The sequence below is a fragment of the Bradyrhizobium cedriense genome (assembly GCF_054602315.1).
In genome coordinates this window covers 540,073-555,603 of sequence record NZ_JBTSWB010000008.1, presented here as the reverse complement: position 1 = coordinate 555,603, position 15,531 = coordinate 540,073, and the positions used below count along the sequence as shown (strand labels likewise).

19 protein-coding genes are annotated in these 15,531 nt (G+C 65.3%); 14 read left to right on the top strand and 5 right to left on the bottom strand.

What is annotated here, in order from left to right; all coding sequences use genetic code 11:
* Positions 1–675: 675 nt before the first annotated feature.
* The gene (locus ACYCVF_RS30535; RefSeq protein WP_459595174.1) at positions 676–876 is read left to right on the top strand and encodes a hypothetical protein; all 201 of its coding nucleotides are present in this window, start codon (positions 676–678) and stop codon (positions 874–876) included.
* Between the two features lie 185 nt (positions 877–1,061).
* On the opposite strand, the gene ACYCVF_RS30530 is transcribed toward ACYCVF_RS30535, so the two are convergent.
* Positions 1,062–1,346, bottom strand: a complete 285-nt coding sequence (locus ACYCVF_RS30530) for a hypothetical protein (protein ID WP_459595175.1) — start codon at positions 1,344–1,346, stop codon at positions 1,062–1,064.
* A gap of 268 nt (positions 1,347–1,614) precedes the next feature.
* Here ACYCVF_RS30530 and ACYCVF_RS30525 point away from each other — a divergent pair, with 268 nt between their 5' ends.
* The 6 genes from ACYCVF_RS30525 to ACYCVF_RS30500 all read left to right on the top strand — a co-directional run bounded on the left by ACYCVF_RS30525 (position 1,615) and on the right by ACYCVF_RS30500 (position 4,684).
* Complete coding sequence (locus ACYCVF_RS30525; RefSeq protein ID WP_459595176.1) at positions 1,615–1,824, top strand: hypothetical protein; 210 nt, start codon at positions 1,615–1,617, stop codon at positions 1,822–1,824.
* Positions 1,821–2,024 carry a hypothetical protein gene (locus ACYCVF_RS30520; protein ID WP_459595177.1) on the top strand — a complete coding sequence of 68 codons (204 nt, stop codon included), beginning with the start codon at positions 1,821–1,823 and terminating at the stop codon, positions 2,022–2,024. Before ACYCVF_RS30525 ends, ACYCVF_RS30520 begins: the two co-directional genes overlap by 4 nt.
* 65 nt (positions 2,025–2,089) lie before the next feature.
* Positions 2,090–3,166, top strand: coding sequence for a flavodoxin family protein (locus tag ACYCVF_RS30515; protein ID WP_459595178.1), 1,077 nt, complete (start codon positions 2,090–2,092; stop codon positions 3,164–3,166).
* Complete coding sequence (locus ACYCVF_RS30510; protein ID WP_459595179.1) at positions 3,163–4,065, top strand: NAD(P)/FAD-dependent oxidoreductase; 903 nt, start codon at positions 3,163–3,165, stop codon at positions 4,063–4,065. Before ACYCVF_RS30515 ends, ACYCVF_RS30510 begins: the two co-directional genes overlap by 4 nt.
* Before the next feature lie 90 nt (positions 4,066–4,155).
* Positions 4,156–4,485 (top strand): four-helix bundle copper-binding protein, encoded by a 330-nt coding sequence (locus ACYCVF_RS30505; protein WP_459595180.1) that lies wholly within the window; start codon positions 4,156–4,158, stop codon positions 4,483–4,485.
* 10 nt (positions 4,486–4,495) lie between these two features.
* Positions 4,496–4,684, top strand: coding sequence for a hypothetical protein (locus ACYCVF_RS30500; protein ID WP_459595181.1), 189 nt, complete (start codon positions 4,496–4,498; stop codon positions 4,682–4,684).
* A gap of 18 nt (positions 4,685–4,702) precedes the next feature.
* On the opposite strand, the gene ACYCVF_RS30495 is transcribed toward ACYCVF_RS30500, so the two are convergent.
* Positions 4,703–5,641, bottom strand: coding sequence for a GlxA family transcriptional regulator (locus tag ACYCVF_RS30495; RefSeq protein ID WP_459595182.1), 939 nt, complete (start codon positions 5,639–5,641; stop codon positions 4,703–4,705).
* Between the two features lie 94 nt (positions 5,642–5,735).
* Here ACYCVF_RS30495 and ACYCVF_RS30490 point away from each other — a divergent pair, with 94 nt between their 5' ends.
* Both ACYCVF_RS30490 and ACYCVF_RS30485 read left to right on the top strand, forming a co-directional pair.
* On the top strand, positions 5,736–6,422 hold the full coding sequence (locus ACYCVF_RS30490; RefSeq protein WP_459606461.1) for a DJ-1/PfpI family protein: 687 nt from the start codon (positions 5,736–5,738) through the stop codon (positions 6,420–6,422).
* Positions 6,423–6,508: 86 nt separating this feature from the next.
* On the top strand, positions 6,509–7,777 hold the full coding sequence (locus tag ACYCVF_RS30485) for an ABC transporter substrate-binding protein (RefSeq protein ID WP_459595183.1): 1,269 nt from the start codon (positions 6,509–6,511) through the stop codon (positions 7,775–7,777).
* Between the two features lie 44 nt (positions 7,778–7,821).
* Here the strand turns inward: ACYCVF_RS30485 and ACYCVF_RS30480 are convergent, their stop codons facing one another.
* On the bottom strand, positions 7,822–8,079 hold the full coding sequence (locus tag ACYCVF_RS30480) for a hypothetical protein (RefSeq protein WP_459595184.1): 258 nt from the start codon (positions 8,077–8,079) through the stop codon (positions 7,822–7,824).
* Positions 8,080–8,367: 288 nt separating this feature from the next.
* Here ACYCVF_RS30480 and ACYCVF_RS30475 point away from each other — a divergent pair, with 288 nt between their 5' ends.
* Positions 8,368–8,742: a hypothetical protein gene (locus ACYCVF_RS30475; protein WP_459595185.1), complete on the top strand. Its 375-nt coding sequence runs from the start codon at positions 8,368–8,370 to the stop codon at positions 8,740–8,742.
* 4 nt (positions 8,743–8,746) lie between these two features.
* On the opposite strand, the gene ACYCVF_RS30470 is transcribed toward ACYCVF_RS30475, so the two are convergent.
* Both ACYCVF_RS30470 and ACYCVF_RS30465 read right to left on the bottom strand, forming a co-directional pair.
* Positions 8,747–10,069: a polysaccharide deacetylase family protein gene (locus ACYCVF_RS30470; RefSeq protein WP_459595186.1), complete on the bottom strand. Its 1,323-nt coding sequence runs from the start codon at positions 10,067–10,069 to the stop codon at positions 8,747–8,749.
* A gap of 161 nt (positions 10,070–10,230) precedes the next feature.
* On the bottom strand, positions 10,231–11,037 hold the full coding sequence (locus ACYCVF_RS30465) for a polysaccharide deacetylase family protein (protein WP_459595187.1): 807 nt from the start codon (positions 11,035–11,037) through the stop codon (positions 10,231–10,233).
* An 82-nt stretch (positions 11,038–11,119) separates the two neighbouring features.
* On the opposite strand from ACYCVF_RS30465, the gene mgtE reads away from it, so the two are divergent.
* The 4 genes from mgtE to ACYCVF_RS30445 all read left to right on the top strand — a co-directional run bounded on the left by mgtE (position 11,120) and on the right by ACYCVF_RS30445 (position 14,956).
* Complete coding sequence (gene mgtE, locus ACYCVF_RS30460) at positions 11,120–12,541, top strand: magnesium transporter (RefSeq protein ID WP_459595188.1); 1,422 nt, start codon at positions 11,120–11,122, stop codon at positions 12,539–12,541.
* A 179-nt stretch (positions 12,542–12,720) separates the two neighbouring features.
* The gene (locus ACYCVF_RS30455; protein ID WP_459595189.1) at positions 12,721–13,023 is read left to right on the top strand and encodes a helix-turn-helix domain-containing protein; all 303 of its coding nucleotides are present in this window, start codon (positions 12,721–12,723) and stop codon (positions 13,021–13,023) included.
* Positions 13,024–13,143: 120 nt separating this feature from the next.
* The gene (locus tag ACYCVF_RS30450; RefSeq protein WP_459595190.1) at positions 13,144–13,962 is read left to right on the top strand and encodes an aldo/keto reductase; all 819 of its coding nucleotides are present in this window, start codon (positions 13,144–13,146) and stop codon (positions 13,960–13,962) included.
* A gap of 49 nt (positions 13,963–14,011) precedes the next feature.
* The gene (locus tag ACYCVF_RS30445; protein WP_459595191.1) at positions 14,012–14,956 is read left to right on the top strand and encodes a hypothetical protein; all 945 of its coding nucleotides are present in this window, start codon (positions 14,012–14,014) and stop codon (positions 14,954–14,956) included.
* The last annotated feature ends 575 nt before the right edge of the window (positions 14,957–15,531 follow it).

The window sequence follows — 15,531 nt, the reverse complement described above, 5'->3', positions numbered from 1 at the left end:
ATCCCCAGCATTCTGAAACTCGAGCTCTCCTTGAACGCGCCGACCGGGTTATCCAAGAGAGTATACGTCTGCGGGCTCTCAATGCCGAGGTCAGGAAGGAATTGCGGCTGATCCGCTACGAATTGGAACGGCAGCTCGCCGAGTGCTCCGCCAACAGCAGGGCGGCCCCGAGCGGTCGGGCACCGGTCTTTTGTCCGTGAACTCGCGCTACTGCGCCGGGATCTTTGCGAACATCCAGCCTGAGCCGCGAAGAATGTGTGCAATTGCGCATTTTGAGTAACTTACGTAAATGGCGCGCTCCCCGGTACGCTTATACTTTTTTCAATGTGCGACGCCCTCGTATCACGCGCAACCTGCGCGATCGATGTCAGCAGCGCTCTTCGAGAGGAGCGCCGACTGCTCATCGAACATCACGATCAAATCGTGGCTGACCTGCGCTTGGCCATTATGGAATGCGCCATGGTTCGCACGGAAATCAAAGCTTACCGAGACAATCAGGACAACTAGGGCTCGTTGACGTCCGCCCGGACAGACCACTGTGCGACGGCGGCTTTTTCACGGAACGCTGGCAACCGTTCCGTCTCCGGAACGTTGTCGCTTCGCCGCGCCGAACTGGCGTGGCGCTGACTCAACCGAGAACGCAACGGCGCGCTCCGAAAGCAGGGAGAACGTCTCATGTTGACGCGGCGCAAGTCCAGGCAAACGGATCCGCTCGAGGCGCGTTTGGCTGCCGAAGCTGAGCGGTTGCGCGAACAAGCCGGTTCGCTTCCGCCAGGGCCGGCGCGCGACGAGATATTGCGCAGGGCGCGTCAGGCGGAAACCGGCTCCCAGATGAGCGAGTGGCTGCGATCACCCGGCCTGCAGCCGCCGGACTAGGGTGGAGCTGGGCCGACGCGCTGTCGCTGGTACACGGAAAGCGCGTGCACATAGGTGGCACGCGCCGGGAACGGGTTAGATGTCGGCGCGTACCGATGCGCTGATGTCGTGGGCAGAAACCGGAAAAATGAGCGCCACGTCCATCGTCCCCGTTGCGTCCGGTTGTCACCCGGCGGTGCCTGAGATCAACGCCGCTTCGCAGCTTTGGTTCGCCGATTATAGGGCGAGCGGTTGACGGGCCTCAGCGAAATCCCTTCGCGTTGCGCCTTGCTGCGGATGGCTGCGACCGGACGCTGAAGCTTGATGCTCATCACGCCGGTCGGCGTGTTGCCTTTCGCAAGCTGCTTCAGCTTGCTCACGTCCGCGGGCGTCCACGGCTGCCGTGCGCGCCGCTTGTACGAAGGGTTTGCCTTGCGCGGTCCCTTGCGGCCGATCGGTGAGCCCGGCCGCTTCCATGCTGCTTTCGCCATGATGATCCTCCTTCAAGTCGTTCTTGAACATGCGAATCAGCATTTCGGTTCCGGCATTGTCCTGCCGTGATCCGTCCGTCGGCAAAATCACCGCGCGTTAACTTAGTGAAATGCCGGAACCGGCAGTTGCGGCGGAAGCTACAAACATTGCCGGGTTGGGGCGCCCCCAACCGGCAAGCGACTGACGAAAAATGCAACTCGGGCCTCGGCGCCTGATCCTCCCGCCGGGGCCCATTCCTCCGATCCGAGACCCCTTTGTGTAGGTACGATGACCGCCAAACGTAATCGCAGGAAGCAAACCCAATCGCTCCAGGAGCGGCTGGCCGCCTTCGCCGAAAGCGCCCGTGAGCGCGCGCACAACCTGCCGCCCGGCAGGGAACGCGAGATGCTGCTGCGACGCGCCAAGCAGAATGAAGTGACATCGAGCCTGACCGACTGGCTGAGCGCACCCGTCTCCCCCCGACGCGGACCATCATGATGGGAAGCATCAAGCACTACCGCGCATTCCAGATCGATCCGGACGGGCACGTGTTCGGATGCATCAATCTGGTTTGCGACGACGACGAGCAGGCCAAGCGCGAAGCTGCCGCGCTCGTGCTGGTCCACCGCATCGAGCTGTGGCGGCTCGACCGGCGGATCGCGCGGTTCGAACTGCCGCAGGAGATTGCACGCCGGTAGAGCTTCGGGAACCGCGCGCTGCGCCCCGGGTTGGTCGAACGATATCGACTTCGCCAGGAGCCAGCATGACGGACGCCGACGTTCGCAAGGGGATGCCGCCCGTCAAGTTGCCGCGCGAGGAGTTCGAACGGCGTTACAAGGGGCAGTTCGTCGATCCCGCCTTTGCTCCGCTGCAACGCGAGCTCGATGCCATCACCGCTGCGGCCTGGGACGCCTACAGCCATTCGCGCAAGGCGCCGTTGACACGGAAGGCGGGCGCGGGTTTCTCCGACCCCGATTACGATCTCGCGCTCGACTGGCTCGATGCGCGCGCAAAAATCCTGGAAGCGCAGCGACGGCATGACGATGCGGACGAGATGCCGCGGATCCTCGTCATCAACGGCTCGGCCCGCAGCGAGCACACCTGTCCCGGCGAGATGTCCAAGACCTGGCGCCTGGTGAAGCTCGCCGAGCCCGTCTTCGTCGAGATGGGATGTGCCGTCGACATCCTCGATCTTTCGCGTCTGGCCTCGGAATTCGGCAAGACCATTCACCCCTGTAAGTCCTGCGTCGGCACGGCGATGCCCCTGTGCCACTGGCCATGCAGCTGCTATCCGAACCACTCGCTGGGGCAGACCCACGACTGGATGAATGAGATCTATCCGCTCTGGGTTGCCGCTCACGGCATCCTGATCGTGACGCCGGTGAACTGGTACCACGTGCCCTCAGGACTCAAGGCGATGATGGACCGCATGGTCTGCGCCGATGGCGGCAATCCCGATCCGACGGCGACTCACGGCAAGAATGCCGCCGAAGCCAAGGCGATGGAGCTCAAGGGCTGGTCCTATCCGCGCCATCTCGCCGGCCGCCATTTCGGCCTCGTCGTTCACGGCGATGCGGTCGGCGCCGAGGGCGTGCGCCGGGCCTTGTCCGACTGGCTGACCGACATGCAGCTGATCTCGGCGGGCCGCTTCGCCGAGCTCGACGGCTATGTCGGCTACATGGAGCCGTACGCCACCTCCCATCGCGATCTCGACGAGGACGGGGAATTCCAGATGGAGGTGCAGAACGCGGCGCGCGCGCTCGGCAATGCGGTCCGGCTCGCGCGGGCCGGGCGGCTCCAGGAGCCCGGTGCCGGACTTGCGGACCCGAACCCGAAATGACAGCCGCGCCGCCGCTCGATTGCCTGATCGTCGGAGGCGGTCCCGCCGGGCTGATGGCCGCGATCTATCTGGCGCGGTTTCGCCGCAGCGTCTGCGTCGTGGACGCCGGCGCGAGCCGTGCGGCGCTGATCTCACGCAGTCACAATGTCCCGGGCTTCATCCACGGCCTGTCCGGGACTGAACTGATCGAACGGATGTCGGCCCAGCTGGACGAACTCGCCGTCACGCGCGTGAACGCCGAGGTCACCGCGCTGCAACGGGACGAGAATGGATTTCAGGCGACGTGGGGCGGGCGCATGCATGCGGCCGCCGCCGTCGTTCTCGCTTGCGGCATCGTCGATACCCATCCACCGTTCGAGGAATGGCGCGTCGCCGTCGCGGACGGCCTGTTGCGCTACTGCCCGGTCTGCGACGCCTTCGAGGCGACCGGCCGCCGCATCGGCGTCGTCGGCCCGCTCGCGCGGGCCGCCGCAAAGGCGCTGTTCCTGCGCGGCTATTCGCGCGACGTCACGCTGCTCGCAACGGAGGCTGACGACGATCAGGCCGCAGCGTCACGGCTGGCCGAGGCCGGTGTCGATCTCGTGTTCGCGCCCGACCTCCACTTGAGGCGGAGAGACGAGCTGCTAGAAGCCGTGTTCGCCGACGGCCGCACGGCGCAATTCGACACGATCTATCCTGCGATGGGCGCGGAGGTGCGCTCGCAGCTCGCGGTGGCGCTCGGCGCCGAACATACCGGCGAAGGCTATCTGAAGGTCGACGACCACCAGCGCACCTCGGTTCGCGGGCTCTACGGCATCGGCGACGTCGTCACCGACCTGCACCAGATCTCGGTCGCGTTCGGCCACGCAGCGGTTGCCGCCTGCACGATCCACAACAGCCTGCCGCAGCGCTTTGCATAGCCGGTCCCGTCACGACCGAACGGAACCTGGAACGAAGCGCGTTGCTGCGCTTTGGTCGATCGAAGTGGGGCGCGCAACTGGAGACAACCGATGGCTCAATCCGAAGACATGACCCGCTGCATCGACCTCTGCATGAGCTGCTACCGGACATGCCTCGGCACGGCGATGAATCACTGCCTGGAAACCGGCGGCAAGCACGTCGAGCCGAAGCACTTCCGCCTGATGATGGCCTGCGCGGAGATGTGCCGGACCGCCGCGCATTTCATGCTGATCAACACGCCGCATCACAAGCACACCTGCGGTGAGTGCGCCGAGATCTGCCGCGAGTGCGCCGAGGATTGCGAGCGGATCGGCGGCATGGACGAATGCGTCGCGATGTGCCGCTCGTGCGCTCAATCCTGCCGTGCGATGGCGGCCTGAGGAGGCGCCCATGCTGGAAGAGAAGCTCAAGGAAGCCATCATCGACGAATTGAAGCGCCAGGCCGCCGACCGGCCGCAATCGCTGAGGGTTCAGGGCGCAAATGATGCGAACCGCTCGGAGGAGCTGACCGTCAACGGCAGGATCGACCTTGGCGCGCTCGTCATGGTGATCGCGGGATCGGTCGCGGGCGGACCCTAGCGCGCTTCTCTGCACACCTCATGCAATTCGGGCGGAGCGTCGCAGGGACTGCGGCGGCTGACCGAATGCGCGTATGAAGGCTCTGCGCATCCGCTCGGGGTCGCGAAAGCCCGTGGACTGCGCGACGCGCTCGATCGTCTCTCCGGAGGACTGCACCCGCTCGCGTGCGACCTCGACCCGCAAGCGTTCGAGGGCCTTGGTCGGTGTTGATCCGGTTTCGGCGATGAAGGAGCGGACGAAATGCCGTGAGCTCAGGCCCGCCCGTTCGGCGAGCGCCTCGACCGTTAGCTGGGCATCCAGATTCTCGCGCATCCACGACAGCAGGCTGCCGAAGCGGCCGTTCGGCGTCTTCAATTCGAGCAAGGTCGAGAACTGCGATTGCCCGCCGCCGCGGCGATGATAGAGCACGAGCTGCCGGGCGATGGCTTGCGAGATCTCCTCGCCGTGGTCCTCGGTGATCATGGCGAGCGCGAGATCGATCCCGGCCGTGATTCCCGCCGACGTCCACACCCGGTCATCCCGGATGAAGATCTGGTCCGGCTCGAGCCTGACGTTGGGGTAGCGTCCGGTGAAGTCGCGCGCGCAGCACCAGTGCGTCGTCGCACAGCGGCCATCCAGCAGTCCCGCCTCGGCGAGTAGATAGGCCCCGTTGCAGACGCTGGCGATACGCACGCCACGCTTCGCCAGTCTCCGAATGAACGCGATCGTCGTCTTGCAGCGCGCGGCCGCTTCGATGCCTTCTCCGCCCGCGACGAAGAGCGTCGTGACTGCGCTTGCCGCGCGCAGGTTGCGCGCCAGCATCTCGGTGCCCGACGAACTGCGTACCTCGCCTGGCCTTGTGGCGACGGTGATCACTTGCGGCGCGTCCGGTGTGTGACGTCTGGCGATTTCGAACACCGAGATCGGGCCGGCCGCGTCCAGCAACTGGAATTCAGGAAAGATCAGGAAGCCGATCATGGACGCGTCCAAAAATGAGGGAAATACGCCGTTTCCGCGCCTTAGGCCAACATGGCAGGCTGCGACCGTCAAGCGCGATGTCGAGGTTGGAGATATGTCGGGTCCGTTGCAGATCGGCCTTCTGGTTTTTCCCCGCGTCACCCAACTCGATCTCACGGGTCCCGCTCAGGTCTTCTCCAGCCTGCCGGATGTGAACGTGCATCTGATCTGGAAACGCATCGAACCGGTGCCGAGCGACTCCGTGATTACGCTGACGCCGACCGTCACGTTCGCCGATTGCCCGCAGCTCGATGTGATCTGCGTTCCCGGTGGCTACGGTACCGACGAGCTGATGCTCGATGAGGACGTCCTCGCGTTTCTGCGCAGGCAGGAGAGTGGCGCCAAATACGTGACCTCGGTCTGCACCGGCTCGCTCGTGCTCGGTGCGGCCGGTCTGTTGCAGGGCTACCGCGCGGCCACGCACTGGACGGCCACCGACGCATTGCCGTTCTTCGGGGCGTCGGTGTCGCGCGAAAGAGTCTGCATCGATCGTAATCGGATCACCGGCGGCGGCATCACCGCCGGAATAGATTTCGCGCTCACGCCGGTCGCGATGTTGCGTGGCCGTGCCGCAGCGGAGATGGTCCAGCTCCGCATGGAATACAATCCCGCCCCGCCGTTTGCGGCCGGCTCGCCGGACACGGCGCCAGCTGCGATCGTCGCCGCCATGAAGGAGCGGGTCGCACCTGCGCAGGCGAAGCGTTTGGAGCTCGTCAGGAAGGCCGTCGGTCAGCAGGAATAACACGCTGCGAAAATCGGCGATCGAACTCGGGATCATTGGGGCAGGTCATCGCTGACATGCGTCGCGATGCTGGAATGGAGGGGGCAATGGCGCCTTGTCGCGTACGTAAGTTGCAGTCATGGCGCGTCCCGCTTGCGCGGTTCACCTTCGGACTTGCCCTGACGCTGGGGCCGGTCGCGCTCGCCGGGCGGAGCGCGGCCGCCGATGTCTCCGGCGGGGTGGTCAGGATCGGCATCATCAACGATCAGGCGGGACCTTTGTCGGACCTTGCCGGACCGGGCTCCGTCGTCGCCGCGAAGATGGCAGTCGAGGATTTTCAGAAGACCACGCCGGGGCTCAAGGTCGACATCGTCGTTGCCGATCATCAAAACAAGCCGGATATCGGCGCCCAGATCGTCCGCAAATGGTTCGACGTGGATGGCGTCGACATGGTGGCCGACGTCGGAAATTCGGCGGTCGCCCTCGCCATCCAGTCGATCGCGCGCGACAAGAACAAGATCGTGATCTATTCGGCCGTGGGCACCACCGAGATCGGCGGCAAGCAATGTTCGCGCACCGGTCTGATGTGGCTGCACGATAATTACAATCTGGTCGCCGGCTCGGTTCGGAAGCTGGTGTCGCAAGGGTACGACAGCTGGTTCTTCATCGCGTCCGACTACGCGTTCGGACGCAACATGGTCGAGGTGTCTCAGCGCGTGCTTGCGGCGACGGGCGCCAAGTCGCTCGGCGCAGTGTTTCATCCGTTGGGAAACGCCGACTACAGCTCGTTTCTGCTCCAGGCCCAGGCCTCGAAGGCGAAGGTGGTTGCCTTCGCCAATGCGGGTGAGCAACTCGTGACCTCGATGAAGCAATGGAACGAATTCGGAATGAATGCGGGCCCCCAGAAGGCGGTCGCCGAACTCATGTTCCTGACCGACGTACACGCCATGGGGCCCGAAACGGCCAAGGGCCTGACCACGGTCACGGCCTGGTATTGGGCCCTCAACGAGCAGACACGTGCCTTCGCCCACAGGTTCTACAAGTTGCACAATGCCATGCCGACCGCGCCACAGGCCGCGGTCTATTCGGCGGTCCTGCAATACCTGAAGGCTGCCGCTGCGGCCGGAACGGATGAGACCAACGCAGTCCTCGAGAAAATGCGGTCAATGCCCGTCGACGACTTCTACGCGCCGGGAGCGCGACTGCGCGCCGACAACAAGCTGGTGCATGATTTCTATCTCGTGGAAGTCAAGAAGCCCTCGGACGTGAAGGCCCCCTGGGACTACTACAACGTTGTCGAGAGGATACCCGCCGAGGATTCCTATCTCCCCTTGAGCCAGAGCGAATGCCCGCTGCTGAAAACCTCGCAGAACTAGCGCATCGTTCCATCCGCGCCTTGCGATCCTGAAGGCGCGCGTCCTCAGCCATACTCCTCCCCGATGCCGTATTCCCGGTAGATCGCCAGCGGATCGACGTCGGGAAACAGGCGGCATTTGGCCTGGGCGAGGTGCAGGCTCACCGCCGCCGGCTCCTTGCCGTTCGCGAGCAGCTTGCGGATGTCGTCCATATGCGCGTTCGGCTGATGCCGCGGTTCGAGCTGCTCCAGCGCGACCAGCGCCGTTGCGAGCGCCTCGGTCAGAACCCAGTCGTCGTGGCCCGTGATTCCCTTCTTCGGCATCGGCAGACCCCACATGTGGCGGCGGCCGGCAGCTTACCGCGACTTCCGCCAAATCGCCATTGACCCGTTGCGGGTTTGCGCGCGTGCAGGCGGACGGCCATGCTCCGGCTTGCCTTACGGCCGCGTCCGGCTAAAAGGCGGCGAGTTGCGGGGCGATGCTAGCTTTGTCGAAACGAACTTGGCGTAGACGGGCCGCTCCCGCATCGAGGCCGGCCGTTCCGGTCTGGGTCCCAATTCCCGTATTTCGCAACATCGTTTGGTTGCGCTCCCCAGAAGGTTCGAGCCAGCATGGTCTTTCTCAGCTTCGTCTACCGCTTCCTCACCAATTTCGCCTTCATGGCGGTGGTTTATTTCAGCCTGAACTTCATGGAGAAATATCCGAACCGGGCGATCCTGGCCATTCTGGTGCTGGTCTATGCCGCCATGCGTGCGGCTTCGACGCTGCGTGCGTTCTACTTCTTCCAGAAAATCGAGAGGCTGGAGGCGGAGACCAAGCGCCTTCAGGCTCCGATCAATGACGGTTCGGGCGGAACGTCGGCGCGCAAGCAGGTGCTCGCCGACGTCGCGCGACTGCGGCGCGACGGCGAGCTCAAGTCCTATATGGACCTGTTCTTCCTGGCGCTGATCGTGCTGCTCTGCGTCGCCGCGATCATGCGGCAATGAAGACTTAGGCGCGCTTCTTCAGGCTGGCGACGCGGGTCGGGCGGGGCATGGCGCTCTTGGATGCCGACCCCTTGGATGCGGTGCCGCTCGGTGCAGCCGCCTTGGGCTGCGCCGCATGATCAAGCGACAGCGGCGCCGCATGCGCCGTACGCCGTCCCTGCAGCTTGGCTGCCTTGCCCTTTGCTGCTTTGGCCTGTGCCGCCTTGTCCTTGGCTCCGTGCGTCTCGGCCGCCATCGCAAGCCGCGTCGCGGCACGCCGCGACAGGGACGTCGACAGCAGCACCTCGACCGAGCCTTCCGGGATTGTGAAGAGCGCGCGGCCTGGCACGGGCAGGGTGGCCGCGACATCGGCATGCGCCATGGTCCGGAGCGGCAGCAGCGGCCGATGTTCGGCCCGCGCATTGAGGTCTGCCAGCGCGGGCGCGGGAAGCATCGGAGTTTGCGCGAACACGAAGTTCGGCACGCGCGGCCAGCGCGCGATTGGCGTCGTCTCCGTCGGCGGATGCAGCAGCCATTCCACCGCCGTGGTCGGCGTCGCAGGCCGCTCGGCGGTCGCAGGCACCACATGCACGATGCGGTAGCCGCGCGCCTTGAGGTCGCGGATGATCTTGGGCAGCGCCGCCACGGTGCGGGCCTGGATGTCGTGCAGCAGCAGGATGCCCTTGCCCTTGGCTTCCAGCCGCTGGATCGCGAGCTGGTAGACGCGGTCGGACGACACATGCCGCCAGTCGTCGGCCGGGAAATCGGCGCTCCAGACCTGGATGCCGCGCGAGATCAGATGGTTCTCGATGCCCTCGGCGCGCATCAGGCCGGGAATGCGGAAGAACGGGGCGAGCTGGGACGGATCGGTCATCGCAGCCGCGGTCCATTCGATTCCGCCGTTGATCTCGGCCTCGGCCTTTTCGATCGGCATCCGGTCGAACGTCAGCGGATGGTCCATGCTGTGCGTGCCGACGGTGTGGCCCGCCGCGACCAGCTTGCGCACGCCTTCCGGATTGGCCTTGGCCTGGTTGCCGATGATGAAGAAGGTCGCCTTGATGCACTCGTCGGCGAGGATCTTGAGCACCTGGTTGGAATATTTCGGCAGCGGACCGTCGTCGAAGGTCAGGACGACCTCATGGTCCTTCAGCGGCAGCGTCTCGCGATATTGCATGGTGCCGATCAGCGGATGCTCGCGCGGATCGACCACGAGGGTGCGGGAGGTGCCGAGCGCGTCCGGATTGCCGGGGCAGTCGGCCGCGAGCGCGGCCGGCGAACCGATGGTCAGAATTCCCAGACAGAGGACGATCCACGATCGCGTCCGCGAAACAACGCTACTTCCGATCATGAACCTGGTCTGCCCTCATCTGCGATTGCCGCCTTATTAGGTCGGAGACGCCCCAAAATGGTTCAGGTGCAATACCCCCTGCAACTTTGCACGGGCTAGCATGAACGGAGTGTTAATTGGGCCCAGATCACCCCATTTTGCGCCGGCGTGACATTCCGGCATCAGCGCGTATCGGCATTCCTGTGCGGTGTGCCGGCAGGCACGACGTGAACCACGCGATAGCCGTTCTCTTTCAGATACCGCAGGAAGGCCGGCATCATCGCGGCCGTGCGTGCCTTCGGGTCGTGGAAGAGGATGATACCCTTTCCGCTCTCAGCCAAGCGCTCGGTCACGAGCTTCAGCTCCTGCTCCGGCGTGATCTCGGTCCAGTCGCTGGCCCAGAGGTCGGCTCCGAACACGACGATGCCGCGCGACTGCAGCAGATCGAGCTGCTCTTGCGTCGACTCGAAATAGGGAAAGCGGAAGAATGGCGTCGAGGGCGTCGTGGTCGAGGTGCCGTGCAGTGCCATCTCGTCGGCAGCGATGCCGCGGTCGATCTCGGCCTTCGCCTTGTCGAACGGGATCCGCGCCATGAAGGGATGCGATAAGGTGTGATGGCCGACGGTGTGGCCCTCGCGGGCGATGCGCTTGACCATGTCGGGATGCTGCGAGGCGTGCAGGCCGATCAGGAAGAAGGTCGCGCGCACGCACTCCTGCGCCAGCGCCGCCAGTACCTTCGACGTCGTCGGCGGATAAGGTCCGTCGTCGAAGGTCAGCACGACCTCGCGATCGGCCAGCGGCAGGGTCTGGGGAAAGCTCTTCAAGCCCACGCGCGGATAGGTCCTGGCGTCGACGCTCAGGACCCGCGAGGTGCCGAGCGCGTCCTTGCGCGGGCATTCGGCGGCATCCGTCGAGGCGATGCCGATGACGGCCGCGATGAGCGCGCCCGCCGTCACCGAGGTCCGTCCCGCTCGAAGCATCTTTATCATTGCGCTCGCAGTTGCCTTGTGGGTATTGGCTGACCGTCAGCCCGGATCACTCGTTCCAACCTGTCAAACGGCGAGGCGCGCCATGAACGAACATATGGACGTTGCCCGATCCGCTGCGGATTCGGTACTCGACCACGTGCCGATGCGCAATGAAGACGGCGAGATTCGTCACGAATTCGTCGAGGAAATTGCCCGTGCGATCGCGGCCGGCGACAGTGCGGCGCTGCGCGCCTGCGTCGCCGAGCTGCACGAGGCCGACCTCGGCGACCTGATCGGAGCCCTCGAGGCCGACGACCGTGTCCGCCTGGTCGAGCTGACCGGCCGCGATTTCGACTTCTCGGCGCTGAACGAGGTCGACGAGGCCGTCCGCGAGGAGATCCTCGAAGAGCTGCCGCCGGAGACGGTCGCCGAGGGTGTCCGCGAGCTCGAATCCGACGATGCGGTCGAGCTCCTGGAGACCCTCGACGAGGCCGAGCAGGAGGAGATCCTCGAGAAGCTGCCGCTCAAGGAGCGCGTCGCGCTCGAGCGCAGCCTGCTGTACCCGGAGAATTCCGCCGGCCGCCGGATGCAGACCGAGTTCATCGCCGTGCCTCAGGATTTCACCGTGGGCCAGGCGATCGACTATATGCGCGAGACGCCGGACCTGCCCGACCGCTTCTACGAGATCTACGTCGTCGACAAGGACCAGCACTGGCTGGGCGCCGTGCCGCTCGACGTGCTCTTGCGCACGCGCCGCCCGGTGGCGCTGACCGAGCTGACCGACGAAGACCGCCGTCGCGTCTCCGTCCTGGAGGACCAGGAGGAGGTGGCGCGCATGTTCGGCAAGTATAATCTCGTCGCCGCGCCCGTGCTCGACACCCAGGACCGCCTCGTCGGAGTCATCACCGTCGACGACGTCGTCGACGTCATCGAGGAGGAGGCGGACGAGGACCTCAAGGCGCTCGGCGGCGTCACCAGCGACGAAGAACTGTCGGACACCTTTCTGACCATCGCGCGCGGCCGCTTCAACTGGCTGCTGGTCAATCTCGCCACCGCGTTCCTCGCGTCGTCCGTGCTCGGCCTGTTCGAAGGCCAACTCGAGAAGATGGTGGCGCTCGCCGTGCTGGCGCCGATCGTGGCGAGCCAGGGCGGCAATGCCGCGACCCAGACCATGACGGTGGCGGTGCGGGCGCTCGCGACCCGCGAGCTCGGCTCCTCCAATGCCTGGCGCGTGGTGATGCGCGAGGCGCTGGTCGGCCTGGTCAACGGTCTCGCCTTCGCCGTGATCACGGGAATTGCGGCGGTGGCCTGGTTCAAGATCCCGGGCCTTGGCATCGTCATCGGGCTTGCGATGATCTGCAACCTCATCGCCGGCGCGCTCGGCGGCATCCTGATCCCGATGGCCCTCGACCGTGTCAGGGCCGATCCGGCGGTGGCCTCCGGAACGTTCGTGACCACCGTGACCGACGTGGTCGGCTTCTTCTCCTTCCTCGGGATTGCGACGCTCTGGTTCGGGTTGAGGTAGATCACGCCTCCACTCGGTCATTCCGGGGTGCGCCACTTGGCGGGCCCGGAATCCATTTGCCGGCGCCCTCCGGTGCACGATGGATTGCGGGCTCGCGCTCCGGCCGCGCCGGAATGGCGGGCCGCTCTCTTTAATCCGAACTTAAGCGACCTGCCGCATCATCGTCCGCGCTTGGGGGAATGGGCATGCGGCTGCGGCTGAAGGCGGACGGACGTATCGTCGAATTGCGGGACGGACAGGAATTTCCGGTCCAGCCGGCGGCCAATGCCGCGCCGGCCGATACCAGCCCGCTCGCGGTGCGCGACTTGCGCCGCCGCGCCTGCCTGACCCAGATGGAGTTCGCCGCCAAGCTCGGCGTGCCCGTCGAGACCATCCGCAACTGGGAGCAGGGCAAGCGCGCGCCGCGAGGGCCTGCTCGTGCACTGCTCGCCGTGATCGCGCATGCGCCGGACACCGTGTTCCAGGCGCTCGCCAAGGTCTGACGCACACCTCCCGTTAGTCCTGCGCCGAAGATCCACCCGGGCTGCCGCAGCTTCCGTTGGCAGCGTCGTGGGTGGGGTCCATAATGGCTCGCGGGGTTGCCGCAACCGAGAGGAATCCTCATGCTGTTCGTCGAGGCCAATGGCGCAAGGATCCCGGCGGTCGGGCTCGGGACCTGGGAATTGGAGGGGCGCACCTGCGCGCGCGTGGTCGAGCAGGCGCTGCGGCTCGGCTATCGCCACATCGACACCGCGCAGGTCTACGATAATGAGCGCGATGTCGGCGACGGCCTGCGCGCCTCCGGCGTGCGACGCGACGACGTCTTCCTCACCACCAAGGTCTGGACCAACCATTTCGCGCCCCACGATCTCGAGCGCTCGGTCAAGGAGAGCCTCGCCCGCTTGCGGCTTCCCTCGGTCGATCTGTTGCTGCTGCACTGGCCCAACCCCCACGTGCCGCTCGCGGAGACGCTCGGCGCGCTGTCGCATGCGAAGACGATGGGCCTGACCCGCCACATCGGCGTCTCCAATTTCACGGTGGCGCTGATCGAGCAGGCGGCCGCGCTGTCCGCGGAGCCGCTCGTCTGCAACCAGGTCGAGTATCACCCCTATCTCGACCAGGCGAAGGTGAGGGCGGCCTGCGACCAGCATGGCCTCGCGCTGGTCGCCTACAGTCCGATCGCGAGGGGCCGTATCAAGTCCGATCAGACGCTTGTCGACATCGGGCGCACCCACCGCAAGACGCCGGCCCAAGTCTGCCTGCGCTGGCTGGTGCAGCAGAATGTCGCTGCGATCCCGCGCACCTCGCGCATCGAGCGCCTGTCTGAAAACATCGAGATCTTCGATTTCGAGCTGTCGGAGGGCGAGATGAGCCGGGTCGCCGGGCTCGCCAATTCCGGGGGACGCCTGACCGATTTCGGCTTCGCGCCGAAATGGGATTGAGGGGGGCCATCATTATGCTAGGACCGGCGCGGCAACCCGAAGTCACTCGATGGAACCGCGGAAGATCATACGGACTGACATTGCAGCGTCTGCGATCGCGCATCTGACGCTGGTGGGGCTGATCATTCTGATCAGCGAGGTCCGTCCGTTTCACGCCGCGCCGCCTGAGACCGTTACCGTCGACATCGTCACCCCGGAGCAGGTCGAGGAGCAGATCAAGGAGCAGGAGACGAAGGAGGCGGCCAAGGAGAAGCCGCCGGAGCCGCCCGATTTCAAATTGCCGAAGTTGGATTTCACGGACAAGTCGGACGCGTCGGCCAAGCAGCAGGCCGCGCCATCGCCCTCCCAACATGCTTCGCCCGAGCCGCAACGGTCTGCGCAACAGCAACAACCACAGCAGCAGTCCTCGCCGTCGAAGCCGCCCGAGGCCAATGCACAACCACAGCAGCCTCCGGCGCAAGCCCAGCCACAGCCGACGTCCCAGGCCATGCCGCAGCCACCGATGCAGCCGCCGCCGCAATCGATGCAGCAGCCGCAGGCCGCAGCGCCGCCGACCTATCAGACGCCGGAGCCCGACGTCACCGTCAAATACGGCGTCATGCTGGGCCTGCCGCCTGAACTGCCGATGGAGTTGTCGAAAGATGCGCCCAAGGACGACGGAGGCGATGCCAAGGATTCGAGCGCCGCGAAGCTTCCGCCCGAGGTCATCGCCACGCTTCGCCGCCACCTGAGGAGCTGCGCCAAGCTGCCGGCCGGGGTGGCGGTGACCGACAACGTCCATGTCAAGCTGCGCACGGTGTTCGCCACCGACGGCACGCTGGCGCGCGAGCCGGTCCTGATCGAGGCCCCGCCGTCCGCGAAGGGCGTGGCCATCGTCAAGTCCGCAATGAGCGCGCTCCAGAACTGCCAGCCCTACAAGATGCTGCCAGCCGACTTGTACGCGGAATGGAAGGTGTTGGATTTGCCGTTCAGCCCGCGGGATTTCGGTGGGTAGCGCGGCGTTGTGTAGCCCACTTCCTGCTGTTTCGTCCCTCTGTCAACCGCTTCTGTAGAAATATTCCGCTTTACCGAAATTCGGTTTTGTCGTATGTGTCGCTCATCCCGGCTCATCCTTGAGGGGCGATCGTGTGGTCGTCATGTTCGCGAGCCGGGCTTGCGGTGGACGCGGCAGCGTCGGGCGCGAAAGGCAAGGGGCAGGGCGGATTGATCTCCGTGAGCCCTCGGCATCGCGCGGACGAACGGCGCTGCTAGGCTTCGTCTCGCATGCAAGTTTCCGGCTCCGTCGACAGGGCCGGGAAAACTGCGGCGAAATGGCGGGCCGTGCGTACGGCAAAACCGTGTGGTCCTGGCCGTCGTTGCTACGGTCAAGCCTTGGCGAATGCGGCAGTCGCGCCAACCGGCGCGGTGCCGGTGACTTTCGCGGGGTGAGGGAGGCCAGAGGGAACTCGGCTCCCGGGAGAGCGCGGCATAAGCCGTCCGACCATCGCGCAGGGAAGGCCGAGTGATCGGCACCACCTGTATGCTGCTGTGCGGTTCTTCCTGCGTGTGCATTTCGCGCAGCGGACCGCG

Coding starts and splice junctions, on each gene's coding strand:
- ACYCVF_RS30535 (WP_459595174.1), top strand. CDS start 676: ATGTTGACGCGGCGCAAGTCCAGGCAAACGGATCCGCTCGAGGCGCGT.
- ACYCVF_RS30530 (WP_459595175.1), bottom strand. CDS start 1,346: ATGGCGAAAGCAGCATGGAAGCGGCCGGGCTCACCGATCGGCCGCAAG.
- ACYCVF_RS30525 (WP_459595176.1), top strand. CDS start 1,615: ATGACCGCCAAACGTAATCGCAGGAAGCAAACCCAATCGCTCCAGGAG.
- ACYCVF_RS30520 (WP_459595177.1), top strand. CDS start 1,821: ATGATGGGAAGCATCAAGCACTACCGCGCATTCCAGATCGATCCGGAC.
- ACYCVF_RS30515 (WP_459595178.1), top strand. CDS start 2,090: ATGACGGACGCCGACGTTCGCAAGGGGATGCCGCCCGTCAAGTTGCCG.
- ACYCVF_RS30510 (WP_459595179.1), top strand. CDS start 3,163: ATGACAGCCGCGCCGCCGCTCGATTGCCTGATCGTCGGAGGCGGTCCC.
- ACYCVF_RS30505 (WP_459595180.1), top strand. CDS start 4,156: ATGGCTCAATCCGAAGACATGACCCGCTGCATCGACCTCTGCATGAGC.
- ACYCVF_RS30500 (WP_459595181.1), top strand. CDS start 4,496: ATGCTGGAAGAGAAGCTCAAGGAAGCCATCATCGACGAATTGAAGCGC.
- ACYCVF_RS30495 (WP_459595182.1), bottom strand. CDS start 5,641: ATGATCGGCTTCCTGATCTTTCCTGAATTCCAGTTGCTGGACGCGGCC.
- ACYCVF_RS30490 (WP_459606461.1), top strand. CDS start 5,736: ATGTCGGGTCCGTTGCAGATCGGCCTTCTGGTTTTTCCCCGCGTCACC.
- ACYCVF_RS30485 (WP_459595183.1), top strand. CDS start 6,509: ATGGCGCCTTGTCGCGTACGTAAGTTGCAGTCATGGCGCGTCCCGCTT.
- ACYCVF_RS30480 (WP_459595184.1), bottom strand. CDS start 8,079: ATGCCGAAGAAGGGAATCACGGGCCACGACGACTGGGTTCTGACCGAG.
- ACYCVF_RS30475 (WP_459595185.1), top strand. CDS start 8,368: ATGGTCTTTCTCAGCTTCGTCTACCGCTTCCTCACCAATTTCGCCTTC.
- ACYCVF_RS30470 (WP_459595186.1), bottom strand. CDS start 10,069: ATGATCGGAAGTAGCGTTGTTTCGCGGACGCGATCGTGGATCGTCCTC.
- ACYCVF_RS30465 (WP_459595187.1), bottom strand. CDS start 11,037: ATGATAAAGATGCTTCGAGCGGGACGGACCTCGGTGACGGCGGGCGCG.
- mgtE (WP_459595188.1), top strand. CDS start 11,120: ATGAACGAACATATGGACGTTGCCCGATCCGCTGCGGATTCGGTACTC.
- ACYCVF_RS30455 (WP_459595189.1), top strand. CDS start 12,721: ATGGGCATGCGGCTGCGGCTGAAGGCGGACGGACGTATCGTCGAATTG.
- ACYCVF_RS30450 (WP_459595190.1), top strand. CDS start 13,144: ATGCTGTTCGTCGAGGCCAATGGCGCAAGGATCCCGGCGGTCGGGCTC.
- ACYCVF_RS30445 (WP_459595191.1), top strand. CDS start 14,012: ATGGAACCGCGGAAGATCATACGGACTGACATTGCAGCGTCTGCGATC.